The sequence below is a fragment of the Microbacterium sp. GXF0217 genome (genome assembly GCF_054798195.1).
In genome coordinates, this window is record NZ_JBSJZG010000001.1 from 190,510 (window position 1) to 206,232 (window position 15,723).

General features: G+C 69.7%; 13 protein-coding genes. 8 read left to right on the forward strand and 5 right to left on the reverse strand.

Annotation, left to right across the window (positions count from 1 at the left end; all coding sequences use genetic code 11):
- Nucleotides 1-3 precede the first annotated feature (3 nt).
- Nucleotides 4-660, forward strand: coding sequence for an SDR family oxidoreductase (locus tag ACWAT3_RS00970; protein ID WP_460795137.1), 657 nt, complete (start codon nucleotides 4-6; stop codon nucleotides 658-660).
- 6 nt (nucleotides 661-666) lie between these two features.
- On the opposite strand, the gene ACWAT3_RS00975 is transcribed toward ACWAT3_RS00970, so the two are convergent.
- The 3 genes from ACWAT3_RS00975 to ACWAT3_RS00985 are packed head-to-tail and all read right to left on the reverse strand — an operon-like array spanning nucleotide 667 to nucleotide 3,277.
- Nucleotides 667-1,524: a 3-methyladenine DNA glycosylase gene (locus ACWAT3_RS00975; protein ID WP_460795138.1), complete on the reverse strand. Its 858-nt coding sequence runs from the start codon at nucleotides 1,522-1,524 to the stop codon at nucleotides 667-669.
- A complete protein-coding gene (locus ACWAT3_RS00980; protein WP_460795139.1) occupies nucleotides 1,524-2,552 on the reverse strand; it encodes an App1 family protein in 1,029 nt (342 codons plus the stop codon). The genes ACWAT3_RS00975 and ACWAT3_RS00980 overlap by 1 nt, the downstream gene beginning before the upstream one ends.
- Nucleotides 2,553-2,557: 5 nt before the next feature.
- Nucleotides 2,558-3,277, reverse strand: coding sequence for a DedA family protein (locus tag ACWAT3_RS00985; RefSeq protein ID WP_460795141.1), 720 nt, complete (start codon nucleotides 3,275-3,277; stop codon nucleotides 2,558-2,560).
- A gap of 43 nt (nucleotides 3,278-3,320) precedes the next feature.
- Between ACWAT3_RS00985 and ACWAT3_RS00990 the strand changes: the two genes are divergently transcribed.
- The 6 genes from ACWAT3_RS00990 to holA all read left to right on the forward strand — a co-directional run bounded on the left by ACWAT3_RS00990 (nucleotide 3,321) and on the right by holA (nucleotide 13,088).
- The gene (locus ACWAT3_RS00990; RefSeq protein WP_460795143.1) at nucleotides 3,321-4,646 is read left to right on the forward strand and encodes an anthranilate synthase component I family protein; all 1,326 of its coding nucleotides are present in this window, start codon (nucleotides 3,321-3,323) and stop codon (nucleotides 4,644-4,646) included.
- Nucleotides 4,647-4,708: 62 nt separating this feature from the next.
- Nucleotides 4,709-7,279: a leucine--tRNA ligase gene (gene leuS, locus ACWAT3_RS00995; protein WP_460795145.1), complete on the forward strand. Its 2,571-nt coding sequence runs from the start codon at nucleotides 4,709-4,711 to the stop codon at nucleotides 7,277-7,279.
- A gap of 105 nt (nucleotides 7,280-7,384) precedes the next feature.
- Entirely contained in the window at nucleotides 7,385-8,002 is a 618-nt protein-coding gene (locus tag ACWAT3_RS01000; protein WP_460795147.1) for a helix-hairpin-helix domain-containing protein, read from the forward strand.
- A gap of 118 nt (nucleotides 8,003-8,120) precedes the next feature.
- The gene (locus tag ACWAT3_RS01005; protein WP_460795149.1) at nucleotides 8,121-9,392 is read left to right on the forward strand and encodes an SH3 domain-containing protein; all 1,272 of its coding nucleotides are present in this window, start codon (nucleotides 8,121-8,123) and stop codon (nucleotides 9,390-9,392) included.
- Nucleotides 9,393-9,766: 374 nt separating this feature from the next.
- The gene (locus ACWAT3_RS01010) at nucleotides 9,767-12,040 is read left to right on the forward strand and encodes a ComEC/Rec2 family competence protein (RefSeq protein WP_460795151.1); all 2,274 of its coding nucleotides are present in this window, start codon (nucleotides 9,767-9,769) and stop codon (nucleotides 12,038-12,040) included.
- A 10-nt stretch (nucleotides 12,041-12,050) separates the two neighbouring features.
- On the forward strand, nucleotides 12,051-13,088 hold the full coding sequence (holA, locus tag ACWAT3_RS01015; RefSeq protein WP_460795153.1) for a DNA polymerase III subunit delta: 1,038 nt from the start codon (nucleotides 12,051-12,053) through the stop codon (nucleotides 13,086-13,088).
- A gap of 135 nt (nucleotides 13,089-13,223) precedes the next feature.
- Here the strand turns inward: holA and rpsT are convergent, their stop codons facing one another.
- Nucleotides 13,224-13,484, reverse strand: a complete 261-nt coding sequence (rpsT, locus tag ACWAT3_RS01020) for a 30S ribosomal protein S20 (protein WP_406245480.1) — start codon at nucleotides 13,482-13,484, stop codon at nucleotides 13,224-13,226.
- A gap of 198 nt (nucleotides 13,485-13,682) precedes the next feature.
- Between rpsT and ACWAT3_RS01025 the strand changes: the two genes are divergently transcribed.
- Complete coding sequence (locus tag ACWAT3_RS01025; RefSeq protein ID WP_460795154.1) at nucleotides 13,683-14,942, forward strand: MFS transporter; 1,260 nt, start codon at nucleotides 13,683-13,685, stop codon at nucleotides 14,940-14,942.
- On the opposite strand, the gene ACWAT3_RS01030 is transcribed toward ACWAT3_RS01025, so the two are convergent.
- On the reverse strand, nucleotides 14,881-15,615 hold the full coding sequence (locus tag ACWAT3_RS01030; RefSeq protein WP_460795156.1) for an alpha/beta fold hydrolase: 735 nt from the start codon (nucleotides 15,613-15,615) through the stop codon (nucleotides 14,881-14,883). The genes ACWAT3_RS01025 and ACWAT3_RS01030 overlap by 62 nt on opposite strands.
- Nucleotides 15,616-15,723: the final 108 nt, after the last annotated feature.

The window sequence follows — 15,723 nt, forward strand, 5'->3', positions numbered from 1 at the left end:
CGCATGTCGCGTGTCATCGTCTTCGGCGGCCACGGTCGCATCGCCCTTCTGCTCGCACCGCTTCTCGTCGCCCGCGGCGACGAGGTCACCGCGGTGATCCGCAATCCCGCGCACGCGGACGAGGTCGCGGCGACGGGAGCGGTGCCGGTGGTCGCCGACATCGAGAACACGGATGCCGCGGGCATCGCGGAGCTCATCTCCGGCCACGACGCGGTCGTCTGGTCCGCCGGCGCGGGCGGAGGAGACGCCGACCGCACGTACGCCGTCGACAGGGACGCGGCCATCCGGACGATGGATGCCGCGGCGAGGGCTGGCGTCCGCCGCTACGTGATGGTGTCGTGGATCGGCTCCGTGGCAGAGCACGGCGTCGACCCGGAGAACAGCTTCTTCGCGTACGCGGATGCCAAGTGGCAGGCCGATGAGCATCTCGCGTCTTCCGCGCTGGAGTGGACGATCCTCGGTCCAGGAACCCTCACCTTCGACGAACCGACCGGGCGGATCCAGCGGGACGAGAGCGGCAGCGGCCGCGTCGCCAGAGCGGATGTCGCCGCGGTCATCGCCCAGGCTCTCGTCGAACCGGCGACGATCGGCCGGACGATCCGGTTCGGCAACGGCACCGACGGGTCCCCCGAGCCCATCGAGGCCGCACTGCGCGGCTGACCGGCGTCAGGCCGCAGCGCCCGGCCAGGACTCCAGGATCCGGGTGCGCAGCGCGTTGCCGCGCTCCGCGAACACGCGCTGGCGGCGCACGTACTCGGCCTTGCCCTCCGGGCTCTCGATCGGCACCGGCACGACGCCCCAGTCGCTCAGGTCGTATGGCGCGGCCTGCATGTCGAGTTCGCGGATGTCACGGGCGAGTTCGAAGCAGTCCAGCAGCACCTCGCCGGGCACGAGCGGGCCGAGTTTCGTCGCCCACTTGTAGACGTCCATGCCGGCGTGCAGGCATCCGGGCTGCTCGAGCACCGGCTGGTCCGCGCGCGTGAGCGGCGATCGATTGCGCGGCATGGCATCCGGGGTGAAGAACCGGAAGGCGTCGAAGTGCGTGCAGCGCAGTTCGTTCGCCTCGACGACGGCATCCGTCCCGGCCTGTCCCAGCCGCAACGGCACCGGATGCCGGTGCTCCTGCTCCCGGTACACCATGGCCCACTCGTGCAGGCCGAAGCATCCGAACTGGCCGGGGCGTGCGGCAGTGCGCCGCAGCATGCGTTCCACGTGTGCGGCGAGGTCCGGCTTGTCCTCGGCATAGGCGGACGCGTCAGGCACCGCCGAATCGAGGGACGGGCCGGGGGAGTACCATCGCCAGGCTCGGCGCTCCGGAGCGTCCTCGAGCACCACTCCGGCCCCGGGGTGCCAGCGTCTCAGCTGCGCCGGCTTCCCGCTGTAGTACGTGAAGAGGAAGTCCCAGACCGGATGCTTCTCGCGTCGTGCTGCGCGTTCGCGATGATCCGCGGTGAGCGCGTCGGCACGATCGTGATGCGCCTGCTCGCGTGCGCGCCACTCCGTCGAGCTGAGCGCGGTGGCCATCAGCGCAGGATCCCCACTTCGCCGAGCCGTTCGCGGAGCCCAGCGCCATCGGAGGCGGACACCCAGGGTGCCCCCTCGTCCGAGTGGTCGTCACCGGACGAACGGCCACCGGCCAGCATCGCCTCGGTCGGGGACAGCCGACGGATGGCGACGCCGGCGACGGAGTCAGGATGCTCCTGCTGGAACTCCGTGTAGATCGCCTCATCGTGCTGCCCGTCGTCCCCGATCAGCAGCCAGCGCACGCTCGGGAACTCGGTGGCCAGTCGGCGCAGGTTCGTCAGCTTGTGGTCTCGACCGCTGCGGAACCACCGGTCGTGCGTGGGCCCCCAATCGGTGAGCAGCATGGAGCCGGACGGGAAGAGGTGCCGGGTAAGGAATCTGCTCAGGGTCGGCGCGATGTTCCACGCCCCCGTGGACAGGTAGATCATGGGGCAGCCGGGCTGCTGGCGCATGATCTGCTCCAGCAGAACAGCCATGCCCGGCACGGGCAGCCGCGCGTGCTCGTCGACGACGAACGAGTTCCAGGCGGCGACGAAGGGGCGGGGGAGAGCGGTGACCATGACGGTGTCGTCGACGTCGCAGACCACGCCGAAATCGACGCTCTCGTCGACGATGAACACACTGCCCTCGACGGGCTCCTGTCCTTCGACCGACATCGTGATCGACTGCCACCCCGGTTCGAGATCCGCCTTGATCACCGTGTCGACCACGCCGCCGCGGTCGGTGGGGACGACCTGGGTGCGGCCGCCGATCGAGACCGCGACATTGGCGAAGCCCACCGGGATGCCGACGAAGCTGCGCCAGCCGCGGATGCTCGCGTACTCGCCGTTGGCATCCTGCCGCTGCGGGGCCACGATCAGCACGCGGCCGACCACCCGAACCCAGCCCGCTCCGCCATAGCCGGGGAACGGGAGGATCGTCGCGGTGCGGCCGCGCCGACGGGCGCGACCCTCGCGCCAGACATGGAAACGGTGCTCCAGGCGGGCGAACCAGTGGATCCTGGCCGGAAGGGCGGACTGATCGGGCATCCTGATCAGTCTTTCATGCCCTGGCCGGTACCCTCGGTCTCGTTCGACGGAATCTGCACCGACGACTGCGCGTCGAGGTCGGCGGGGTGATCGTGCATGTGCCGGCTCTCCCATGCGGCGAGCGCCTTCTTGCCCAGCAGCAGCGCCACCAGGAACAGCACGACGACGCCGACGAAGATGTAGCCGGCGAAATGCACCTGGTCGACGAGTTCGCGGAAGCTGCCGGCGGCGAGCGAGGTGACGCTCACATAGGCTGCGGCCCAGATGATGCAGGCCGGGGCCGTCCATGCCAGGAATCGTCGGTACGAGTATCCGCTCATGCCGACGGTCAGCGGGACGAGCGAGTGCAGCACGGGGAGGAACCGCGAGAGGAAGATCGCGAGCCCGCCGCGGCGGCGCAGGTAGGTCTCCGCGCGCGCCCAGTGCGCCTCGCCGATGCGTCGCCCGAGCCACGAATGCCGGATGTGCGGACCGAGCCACCGGCCCAGCGCGAATCCGATGCTCTCGCCGATGAGGGCGCCGATGACCACGGCGATGCCGAGCGCGATGCCCTCGGCGAGGCTCGAGACCCCCATCGAGGCGATGATGACGATCGTGTCGCCAGGAACGACCAGGCCGATCAGGATGCTGGTCTCCAGCAGGACCGCGATTCCGGCGATCAGTGTGCGCGCGATCGGGTCGACCGACTGCACGGCATCGAGCAGCCAGAGCAGGAAGTCGTCCACCCTGTCGAGAATACGCTGAGCGGCACGGTCGTACGCTGGGAGCGTGCCGCACATCCCCGCCGTCCTCCACGCGCGTGCGCTGTCCGCGTTCGCCCCGCCGGAGCAGCTGTTCCTGCGCGAGCAGACCGAGCAGGAATCGGTCTTCTGGCTGGATGCCGGCTCTGGCGCGGCCGAGGGCTGGAGCATCGTCGGCTCGGGGGAGGCGGAGACGGATGCCGGGGCGCCCGCCGCCGTTCGCATCGACGCCGTGCCGCACCGCGACCGGTTGCGGCCGCCGCTGACCGGCGGGTGGGTCGGCTGGTGGGACTACGAGTCCGGTGCAGCGGCCGCCGGCGCCCCTGCGGTGGTCGACGGCATCGCGTCCGGTGCCTGGCTGCGCGTGCGCCGCGCCGTCGCTGTGGATCACACCACCGGAGTGCTCTGGGCTCTCGCGTCCGCGGCGGAACTGGATGCATGGGCGGCCGAGGTCGAACGGCGGTGCGCCGCGGCATCCGACCCGATCACGCCTCTCGAGGCCGCATCCGCCGTGACGAGCGCGCGGCACACCCCCGAGGAGTACGCCGCGCTGATCGAGCGCTGCCGGGAGGCGATCCGCGCCGGTGAGGCGTACCAGCTGTGCCTCACGACGCGCTTCGACGTGCCGGGCGATCACGACCCGGTGCAGACGTACCTGCGTCTGCGGGACGCGACGCCGGCGCACCACGGCGGGTTCATCCGCATCGGCGGGCGCGCCCTGCTCAGCGCGAGTCCGGAACAGTTCCTGTTCACGGATCGAGGCCGCGTCCTCACGCGTCCGATCAAGGGGACGAGGCCCCGGTCCGCAGACCCGGCCGAGGACGCCGCGCTCGCGACCGAACTGCTCGACAGCGTCAAGGAACGCGCCGAGAACGTCATGATCGTCGACCTCATGCGCAACGACCTCTCGCAGGTGTGCACTCCAGGGTCGATCCGCGTGGACGGCCTGTGGGAGGTGGAGAGCTACCCTGCCGTGCACCAGCTCGTCAGCACGGTCAGCGGTGCGCCGGCGCCGTCGATGACGGTTGCCGATATCTTCGCCGCCGCCTTTCCCGCAGGGAGCATGACGGGGGCTCCGAAGCGGTCGGCCATGACGATCCTGCATGCGCTGGAGGGCGGACCCCGCGGCGTCTACAGCGGCTGCTTCGGGTACGTCGGCCTCGACGGAGCGCTCGATCTGGCGATGGTGATCCGCAGCATCCTGATCGACGCGCTGGGCGCGCATGTGGGAGCCGGGGGAGGGATCACCTGGGGGTCGATCGCGGATGCCGAGGTCGACGAGGTGGCGATCAAGGCGAGGGCCCCGCTGGCGGCGCTCGGGGCGCGGCTCCCGGACGCCTGGTACGCAGGATGATCCGATAACCTGGAACTTCGCGATTTCCGCGTCTCCCTGCCTTCCAGATTGGCCGTTCGCTCTTGTCCGAGAACACGTTTGAAGAAGCATCCGCTCTGCCGTCGCCGCACGCCCTCCAGGCGAAGTGGCAGAAGTACTGGGCCGAGAACGAGACCTTCCTCGCGGGCGGATCCGACGACACGCGCCCCCGCAAGTACGTGCTGGCGATGTTCCCGTACCCGTCCGGCGACCTGCACATGGGGCACGCAGAGAACTACCTGTACTCCGATATCGTGGCGCGCTTCTGGCGCCACCGCGGGCACAACGTCCTGAACCCGATCGGGTGGGACTCCTTCGGCCTGCCGGCGGAGAACGCGGCGATCCGTCAGGGAGCCGACCCGCGCGAGTGGACCTACCGGAACATCGCGCAGCAGAAGGCCGGATTCGAGCAGTACGGCGTCTCATTCGACTGGTCGCGCGTTCTGCACACCTCTGACCCCGACTATTACCACTGGAACCAGTGGCTGTTCCTGAAGCTGCACGAGCGCGGACTGGCGTACCGCAAGAAGTCCGCGGTGAACTGGTGCCCGAACGATCAGACCGTGCTGGCGAACGAGCAGGTCGTCGACGGACGATGCGACCGCTGCGGCGCCGAGGTGATCAAGAAGAAGCTCACCCAGTGGTACTTCAAGATCACCGACTACGCCGACCGCCTGCTGGACGACCTGAACCAGCTCGAGGGCTTCTGGCCGCACAAGGTGCTGCAGATGCAGCGCAACTGGATCGGACGCTCGATCGGCGCCGACATCGACTTCGTGATCGAGGGACGCGACGAGCCGGTCACGGTGTTCTCGACGCGCCCCGACACGCTGCACGGTGCGACGTTCTTCGTGGTCGCCCCGGACTCCGACCTGGCGTCCGAGCTCGCGGCGGACGCACCGGACGAGGTGCGCCAGCGGTTCACCGAGTACCTGAGCGACGTGCAGAAGACCACGGACATCGACCGTCAGGCGACCGACCGTCCGAAGACGGGCGTGTTCCTCGAGCGCTACGCGATCAACCCGGTCAACGGCGAGAAGCTGCCGATCTGGGCGGCCGACTACGTGCTCGCCGACTACGGGCACGGCGCCGTCATGGCCGTGCCCGCGCACGACCAGCGCGACCTCGATTTCGCTCGCGCGTTCGATCTGCCGGTCAAGGTCGTCGTCGACACGACGGCTCCGGTCACCGGCGCGATGCCGATCATCGAGGTCGACGAGGACGGCGTGCCGATCGACACGCTGCCGAGCCTGGATGATCAGCACCCCGCGGTCACCGGCACGGCCCTGACGGGCGACGGTCGTCTGATCAACTCTGGTGAGCTGAACGGCATGTCCAAGCGCACCGCGATCGCCCGCACGATCGAGAAGCTCGCCGCGGCCGGTACCGGGCGCGCGGCGAAGAACTACCGCCTGCGCGACTGGCTGATCTCCCGCCAGCGCTTCTGGGGCACGCCGATCCCAATGCTGCACGCCGAGGACGGCCGGATCATCCCGGTTCCCGAGGACCGGCTGCCGGTCACGCTCCCGAGCATCGAGGGGCTGGACCTGTCGCCCAAGGGCGCTTCGCCGCTGGGCGCGGCTGAGAGCTGGGTGCGCACCACCGACCCGGAGACCGGCGACCCCGTGCTGCGCGACCCGGACACCATGGACACGTTCGTCGACAGCTCGTGGTACTTCCTGCGCTTCCTGTCGCCGGGCAACGAGCAGGTCGCGTTCGAGCCGGCGCAGGCCGACCGGTGGGCACCCGTCGACAGCTACATCGGCGGTGTCGAGCACGCGATCCTGCACCTGCTCTACGCGCGATTCATCACCAAGGTGCTGTTCGACATGGGCCTGATCGACTTCACCGAGCCGTTCTCGAGCCTGATCAATCAGGGCATGGTGCTCCTCGACGGGGCGAAGATGTCGAAGTCCAAGGGCAACCTCGTGCTGTTCCAGGAGGAGCTCGACGCGCACGGCGCTGACGCGCTGCGCGTCGGCCTGGCCTTCGCCGGCCCCGTGGAGGACGACAAGGACTGGGCGGATGTCTCGACGACCGGTGCCCAGAAGTTCCTGGCCCGCGCGTTGCGCGTGGCGCACGACGTCGCCAGCCCGGTCGATGTGATCTTCGCCGGCGGCGATGCCGCGCTGCGCCGTGGCACGCACCGACTGCTGTCCGATGCGCCGGCGCTCGTCGAGCAGACGAAGTTCAACGTGCTGGTCGCACGTCTGATGGAGCTGGTGAACCTCACCCGCAAGACCATCGACTCCGGTGCCGGCGCCGGGGACCCTGCGGTTCGCGAAGCGGCTGAGACCATCGCGGTCATGCTCGATCTGATCGCCCCGCACACCGCCGAGGAGATGTGGGAGGTGCTCGGTCACGAGCCGTCCGTCGGCCTCGCGCAGTGGCGCTCGGCCGACCCGTCGCTGCTCGTCGAGGATTCCATCACGGCCGTCGTCCAGGTGGGCGGCAAGGTCCGCGCACAGCTCGAGGTGTCGGCGAAGATCGGCGCGGACGAACTCGAGAAGCTCGCTCGCGCCGACGAGCGCGTGATCAGGGCGATCGGCGACAAGGAGATCGTGAAGGTCGTCGTCCGTGCGCCCAAGATCGTGAGCTTCGTCGTCAAGGGCTGACGCCGGGTCGCACCCGTTCTGCACCGATCCCGGCACCCGAGGAGTTCTCCACGGGTGCCGGGATCGTCGCGTTCACCCGTGTGCGCTGCTGCGTAGCGTGGCGGAGTGCCCGAGGATTCCGAGACGCCAGCGGTGCGCGCGCGGCCGCGTGCGCATCTGAAACTCGGCGTCGGCGCGGCGATCGTTCTCGGGCTCGTCGTGCTCTCCGGTGCGGTCGGTCTCGGCATCCTCCGAGGGCAGACGGCCCCGACGCAGGTGGTCGGCGCGTCGGATGCCGGGACGGCGACCGTCGCTCCGGCCGACGTGTACGTGCACGTGCTCGGTCAGGTGGCGCGTCCGGGGCTCTACGTGCTCGAGCAGGGAACCAGGGTCGCCGACGCCCTGGCGGCTGCGGGAGGCACGCTCGACGACGCCGATCTGCAGGCGGTCAATCTCGCACGGCTGCTCTCGGACGGCGAGCAGATCGTCGTGCCGCAGATCGGTGCGGTCGCGGCGCCCGGATCCTCAGCCGCGACCGGATCGAGCGCAGACGCGTTGATCGATCTCAACTCGGCCGACCAGCCCGCGCTGGAGACGCTGCCGCGGATCGGTCCGGCACTCGCGGAGCGGATCATCCAGTGGCGCGACGAGAACGGCCGATTCGCTTCCGTCGATGATCTGCTCGCCGTGCCGGGGATCGGTGAGAAGCTGCTCGCCGGTCTGCGGGACAAGGTGCGGGTGTGAGCGGGGGGAGCTGTCGCCGGGGGTCCTTCCTGTTCGTAGCTGGCGCTGAGTCCGGATGCGCCGGTAATGTCATGAACCTGCGCGCCCCCACCGCGTGGTCTTGCTCGTCCGGAGAATCATGAAGCTCAGATCTCGTCATGTGCTGTCCATGGCCGCTGCGATCGTGCTGGGGGTTGCGGGGCTGTCTCCGGCCGCCGCGGTCGCTGCTGTGCCTGCTTCGGCGCCCGTTTCCGCGGCCCACGGCCCGACGGCCACTGCCGTGCCTGCGGCGACGTCCTTCGTGATGCCGCTCGCGGCGAAGTCGTACGACGTGTCCGCGTGGCAGGGTCCGCGCTGCATGCCGAGTCCCGGCGCCTCCACGTCGCACGGCGGCGTCGACCTCGCGACCAAGAACGGCTCGCCGATCTACGCCGTCGCGGCAGGGGTTGTCACCGCCACCGTCTCGGGGACCAGCTCGGCCGCCGGCCACATCGACATCCGTCACACCGTCGGCAACGTCACGTACACGACGAAGTATCTGCATGTGTGGTCGGCGACGACCCATGTGAAGGTCGGTCAGGTCGTGAAGGCCGGGCAGCGGATCAGCTCCGTGGGCACGAGCGGAAACACCACAGGCCCGCATCTGCACCTGGAGCTCTGGGAACACGCGGCGGGCGGGAACAAACTGCTCGATCCGGTCCCCTGGCTGAAGAGCCGTGGCGTCGACCTGGCCGCGCACGCCACAAGGATCACCGCTAAGACGGCGCCCAGCACCTGCACGTATTACACGACCGGCGCAGTGAACCTGCGCGCGGGGGCGTCGACCTCGACGGCCGTCGTGGTGAAGCTCGCCGCCGGCACCATGGTCACGGCTGTGCCCGGCAAGGTCTCCAACTCGTTCCTGCCGGTCACCGCGGGTTCGCGCAGCGGATGGATCGCGAACTGGCTGCTCAGCCCGAAGCCGCCCGTCATCACCGCTCCGAAACCGGCTCCGACGACTCCCTCTCCATCGGCGGCCACCTATAAGACCACGGCGGCGTTGAACCTGCGGCCCACGGCGTCGACGGCTCAGAAGCCGCTGCTGACGATCCCGAAGGGTAAGAGCGTCGGTCAGATCCTCGCGTCGAACGGTTCCTGGGGCAAGGTGACTTACGCGGGGAAGACCGGCTGGGTGCACAAGGACTACCTCACGACGTCGACCGCGGCGGCAGAGCCGCCGAAGCCGGTCACGTACAAGACCACGGCGGCGTTGAACCTGCGACCCACGGCGTCGACGGCTCAGAAGCCGCTGCTGACGATCCCGAAGGGGAAGAGCGTCGGTCAGATCCTCGCGTCGAACGGTTCCTGGCGCAAGGTCACGTACGCCGGCAAGACCGGCTGGGTGCACAAGGACTACCTCACGAAGCAATGACGGCTGAAACGCTGCCGTCCAACGCAGGTCGCCCTCGGAGGACTCACACACTCGCGGATCCCCGCATTCTCGATCGGGGTGGACGTGTTCGCCCTGCACGGATCCCTTCCGTCGTGTAGTTCTCCACGGATGCCGCGGTTGTCGCAATTGCGGTGGTCCCGGCGTGCGTAGCGTGGCAGGGTGCCAGCGACCCCCCACACGCCCATGCCACCCCGACGGTCGCGGCTGACATTCACCGCGTCGCTCGATCCGACGATTCCCCGCGGCGGTCAGATGCAGCCGCTGCGGCTTCAGGACAAGGCACGCCTGTGAGCAGGCGTGATCTGCGGCTTGTTCCTGTGGCAGCCTCGGCATGGGCCTGTGCACTCGCGTGCATGTTCGCACCCGCGCCGAGTTGGTGGTTGCTGATGGGTGCTTCGATCGCGGGTCTGGTTCTCATGGTCGTGGCCTGGAAACCACGGAGGCCGCGGGGGCCCGGCGGAGCAGCGTTGGGCGTCCTCGCGTGTGCGGCCGCGGTGGGCGTCGCCCTGACCTGTGCGCTCACGGCACCCGCGCGCGCAGCGGCGTCGGAGTTCGACGGACGAATCGTGTCCGTCGAGGCGAACGTGACTTCGTCCAGCACGACAGGATCGGACGGCAGGTCCTGGTTCGATGCGCAGACCGTGCGGCTCGGACCGCGGGGCTCCGAGCAGGAGCTGTCCGTCGCAGTGCGGATCGGGGCCGATGCGCTGGCCGGCGCCGATCTGGGGGCACGAATCCGGGTGACCGGCCAGGTGATGGCCACCGAACCGTTCGAGCGCGCGGCGCTGGTGGTGTTCGCGACGTCGGCCGAGGTGGTCACCCCGGCGGAAGGCATCTTCGCTGTTGCCGCCTCGACGCGGGCGGACTTCGTCGCGCGTGCTGTCCGTCTGCCCGAGCCGGGAGCCGGGTTGCTGCCTGGACTCGCGGTGGGGGACACGACCGCGGTTTCCGCGGAGCTGAACGAGGCGATGCTCACCAGCGGGCTGTCCCATCTGACCGCGGTGTCCGGCGCGAACTGCGCGATCGTCGTCGGCGCCGCATTCTGGTTCGTCGCGCTGTGCGGCGGCGGGCGGAAGGCGCGCGTGATCATCGCGCTCGCGACGCTGGCCGCTTTCGTCGTTCTGGTCACGCCCGAGCCGAGCGTCATCCGGGCAGCCACGATGGCCGGTCTGGGCATGCTCTCCGTGCTGCTCGGGCGTCCGAGTGCCGGCGTGAGCGTGCTGTGCCTCGCCGCCACCGGCATCCTCATCGCGGACCCGTGGCTGTCGGCGACCCCCGGGTTCGCACTGTCGGCGGCCGCAACCGGTGCGCTCATCCTGCTTGCACCGCCGATCGCGCGGGGGATGGAGCGCTGGATGCCGGCTCCACTCGCACTGGGCATCGCGGTCCCCATCGCAGCGCAGCTGGTCTGCGGGCCGATCATCGCGCTGTTCGCCGAACAGCAGTCGCTCATCGGCATCGTGGCCAACATGCTCGCGGCCCCTGCCGCACCGATCGCGACGGTGGTCGGGCTGCTCGCCTGCCTTGCGGCACCTGTCCCCTTCCTCGCCGATCTGCTGGCGGCATCCGCCTGGCTGCCCGCGGCGTGGATCGCGACGACCGCGACGACGACGGCGGCGATGCCGGGAGCGCAGCTGCTCGTCGTCCCCGGCGTGCTCACGGCGACCATCGTCCTGGTGCTGAGCGTGGCCTGTGCCGTGCTGCTGTGCCGAGCCCGTACCGGTGCCGGACCATCGCCCGGTCTCCGGCGCGCCGCGAGTGCGGTCCTCATCGTCGGGGTCGCCGTCGGCGCGGCGCGCGTCCTTCTGGACGGCCCGCTCGCGGTCGTGGCCGTTCCGCCGGACTGGTCGATCTCGGCGTGTGATGTCGGGCAGGGCGACGGGCTCGTCGTCCGTTCGGACGAGCGCATCGCGGTGATCGACACCGGGCCGGATCCGGAGGCGCTCGGCCACTGCCTGGCATCGCTCGGCGTGGACAGGGTCGACCTGCTCGTGCTCACGCACTTCGACCTGGACCATGCAGGCGGAACATCCGCGCTGGCCGGTCGCGTCGACACGGTGCTGCACGGGCCAGCGGGGAACGCGGAGGACGAGCGGCTGATCGCGGCACTCGCCGATGGCGGTGCGGAAACCGTCGAGGCATCCGCCGGTCAGCGCGGAAGGATCGGTGCAGCCGACTGGCGGGTGCTCTGGCCGCGTGCGAACCATGCGGCCTTCCCGTCGGGCAACGACGCGAGCGTCGTCATCGAGATCGACGGCGGGGACGTCCCGAGATCGATCTTCCTCGGTGACCTGTCGGCGACTCCGCAGCGTCTGCTCGCGGCATCCGGAATGCTCCGGCCGCCGTACGCGGTGGTCAAGGTCGCGCACCACGGGAGTGCGGATCAGGACGCCGGTCTGTACGCCACATTGAGCCCGTCTGTCGCGCTGTTCAGCGTGGGAGTCGACAACGACTACGGACACCCGCGCGACGAGACCCTGGACCTCGTCGCGGCGACCGGAGCCGTGGCACTGCGCACCGACCTGCAGGGGCGGATCCTGGTGGGGCGCCGCGAGGGCGAGCTCGTCGTCTGGACGGAGCGTTCCGGTGACGCGGACGCACCGGGCGAGGTCGGCGGCCCCGAGTAGGCTGGCTCCTATGGCAGCTGCTCGCACACCCGCACGCAAGACAGCGGCGAAGATCCCGCAGGTGTCCTGGCGGGAGCCGCGTCCTGCACCGCTGGTGCTCGTCTCCGGACCGGAAGAGGTGTGCGCAGAGCGCGCCATCGCCGGCATCCGCGACTACCTTCGCGCCGAGGATCCGGCGCTCGAAGTGAGCGACATCCGCGCCGACGACTACGCCGCAGGAACGCTGCTCGCCGTGACGTCCCCTTCGCTGTTCGGTGAACCGCGCCTGGTGCGCGTCTCCGGCGTCGAGAAGTGCTCCGACGCGTTCCTGCAGGAGACGCTGTCGTACCTCGAGCATCCGCAGGAGGGCGCGACCGTCGTCCTGCGGCATACCGGCGCGACGGTGCGCGGAAAGAAGCTCCTGGATGCCCTGCGCGCCGGCACGGGCGGCGCGATCGAGATCCCGTGCGTCGCGGTCAAGCGCGACAGTGACCGGTTCGATTTCGTGGCGGGGGAGTTCAAAGCGGCGAACAAGCGCATCCAGCCGCAGGCGCTGCGCGCGCTCGTCTCCGCGTTCGCCGATGATCTGACCGAGTTGGCAGCCGCGTGCCAGCAGTTGATCAACGACGTCGAGGGCGATATCACAGAGGACGTCGTCACCAAGTACTACGGCGGCCGTGTCGAAGTATCGGCGTTCGTCGTCGCGGACACCGCGATCGCCGGGCGATACGGCGAGGCGCTGGTGTCGCTGCGGCACGCTCTCGCATCTGGCGCCGACCCCGTTCCGATGGTCGCTGCGTTCGCGATGAAGCTCCGCACGATGGCGAAGGTCGCCGGCATCCGCGGCTCGAGCCGCGAGATCGCTACGCGCCTGGGCATGAAGGACTGGCAGATCGATCGTGCACGCCGTGACCTCGCCGGATGGAACGAACGATCGCTCGGCCTCGCGATCCAGGCGACCGCCAGGGCGGATGCCGAGGTGAAGGGCGCGGCGCGCGATCCGATCTTCGCGCTCGAGCGGATGGTCACCGTCATCGCCACGCGCGCCCCGTTCGCCGAGGAGCGCTGAACGCTCGCCCCGGCGGGGCGGCGAACCCCGTGTCGGGCGCCCGGACCGCAATCGATGCCTGCGCCTGCGTCGACGCGCCTCGGACACGACGAAGGCCCGCCCCGCGAACGGGACGGGCCTTCGGGAAGACTCAGCTCAGAGAGCTGCGACCTGCTTGGCGATCGAGGACTTGCGGTTCGCCGCCTGGTTCTCGTGGATGACGCCCTTGCTGACGGCCTTGTCGAGCTTCTTGGTCGCCTTCTTCAGCGCCGCCTCGGCAGCAGCCTTGTCGCCGGCGGCGATGGCCGCACGGGTCTGACGGACGACGGTCTTGAGCTCGGACTTGACGGCCTTGTTGCGAGCCGTCGCCTTCTCGTTGGTCTTGATGCGCTTGATCTGCGACTTGATGTTTGCCACGCGTGGAAGCTTTCGTTCAGAGATGGGATTGGGAATGCCGGGAGCAGTAGAGGGGCTGCTGTCCAGCGGTCGTGAGGGGTTCACCCACACGCAAGCCAAGAACCAAGCCTACCAGGTTTGCCGCGAACTCCTGCGCGGCGCTGGCACGGGAGCGGTCGGATGCGGCATGCTGAGCGCTATCGACACGAGGGAGCCGCCATGACGGACGCACCAGGGCGGGCTCCTCACCGCGTCGGCGGGACGTGGCTCACGATCTACGCGATCGCCTGGCTCGCCGTCTGGACCGCGCAACTGACGCCCATCCAGCTGCTGCTCCCATTGCAGCTGGACACGCCGGGGGGAGCGAGTGCATGGATCGGCGGCGTGGTCTGGTCCGGACTCATCCTGTCCGTCGGCGGGCTCGCCGGCGTCATCGCAGGCCCTCTCGCCGGTGCGCTCTCGGATCGCACGACGTCCCGATGGGGCAGGCGGCGCCCGTGGGTGCTCGGCGGCTCCGTGCTCACCGCAGCATCCCTCGTCCTGACCGGGCTCCAGACGGCGCCGGTGGCGGTCGGTGCGGCCTGGATCGGCGTGTCGATCGGGATCGCCGTCACGTCGGCCGCCCTGACCGCGCTGATCGCCGATCAGGTCGAGGAGCAGCGGGGCACGGCATCCGCTCTCGTGAGTTCGGCGCAGGCCGTCGGCATCGTGGTGGGTGTCGGCGCGGTCGTCCTGCTCGGGCTCGGTATCCTCGAGAGCGACCTCGTGCTCGCGGGTCTCATGCTCTTCGTCGGAGTCGGCGCGGCCGTGCTGCTGCCGGATCCCGTGGGCGGTGACCCGGTCGGTGTCCGGGCCCGGCGCGACCGCTGGGGTGCGCTGCACGACCACGACTTCCGCTGGCTGCTCGCTAGTCGCCTCGCGGTGAACATCGGCAATGCGCTCGGCACTGCGCTGCTGCTCTTCTTCGTCCTCTACGGCATCGGTTCGCCCGCGGCCACCGCCGAGGACGACCTGCTCGTGCTCATCGTGATCTACACGATCTTCGTCGTCGTGGCTTCCCTCATCGCCGGCAGGATCTCAGACCGATCCGGATACCGCAGGGCGCTGGTGATCGGCTCGGCTCTCGTGCAGGCCGCGTCGGCGATCATGATCCTCGCGGCTCCGACGTTGCTCGGGACGGCGATCGCGGCGGCGGTGATGGGCGTCGGCTACGGGGCGTACATGTCGGTCAGCCTGGCGCTGGCGACCGATCTGCTGCCCGACGGTCTCGACAGTGCACGCGACCTGGGCCTGGCGAATGTCTCGGCCAGCCTCGGTCAGCTGCTGGGGCCGCTGATCGGAGCCGGTCTGGTCGCGGCGGTCGGCGGCTTCTGGCTGCTTTTCGCGGCAGCCGGTGCGCTGTCGGTCGTCGGCGCGATCATGACGATGGCCGTGCGTCCCGCTCGAGAGTCGCGACGGCCAGATCCAGCAGTGCGTTGAACACCCGCGGCCGTGTCGTGGTCACCAGGTGCGTCGTCCGAGGGACGAGGATGAGCTCCGAGCGCGGCGTCAGCTGCTGGAACAGCCGCTCGTGCATGCGCAGCTGGTCGAACTGACCGTTGATCCACCACACCGGCACCCGGATACGGGGGAGCGACGCGGTGAGATCGAGGTCGGCGAGGCTGGCCAGTGCGGTGTCCTGGGTATCGAGGGCGTACCCGCCCGCCTCGTAGTCCCTCCGCGTGTCGGCGGGGAGCGTGGCGTAGAGCACCCGCCGGGTCAGCCACATCCCCCGATCGGGAAGCGCATCGAAACGGCTGGCCAGAAACCGGTACGTCGACAACGCGACGCCGCGGGGGAGCGCCGTGCACGATGCCCCGATCAGGCCGGCCAGCAGCGGCGGATCCTCCTGACCCGCGTACGCGGCCGCGAGCAGGCCGCCCATCGAATGGCCGACGAGCAGCACGGGCGCGTGAGCTGCGGCATCCCGTACGGCTCGATCGATCGTCGCGAATGCCTCCGGCAGGGTGAACGGCTCGGCCATGCGCGAGCCGTGCCCCGGCAGGTCGACCGCCACGACCTCGATGCCGCGCGCTCCGAGATGCTCCAGCTGTCCGCGCCACATCGTGCGGGACGTGCGGATGCCGTGGACGAGGACGACGCGGGGCTTCACGCCCTCAGCATAGGATCCCCGCCCGCGGACAGACGAAAACGGGGCCGGTGGGTGAACCACCGGCCCCGCTTCAGGACGCTTCAACGAGCTCAGCGACCTTCATTCATG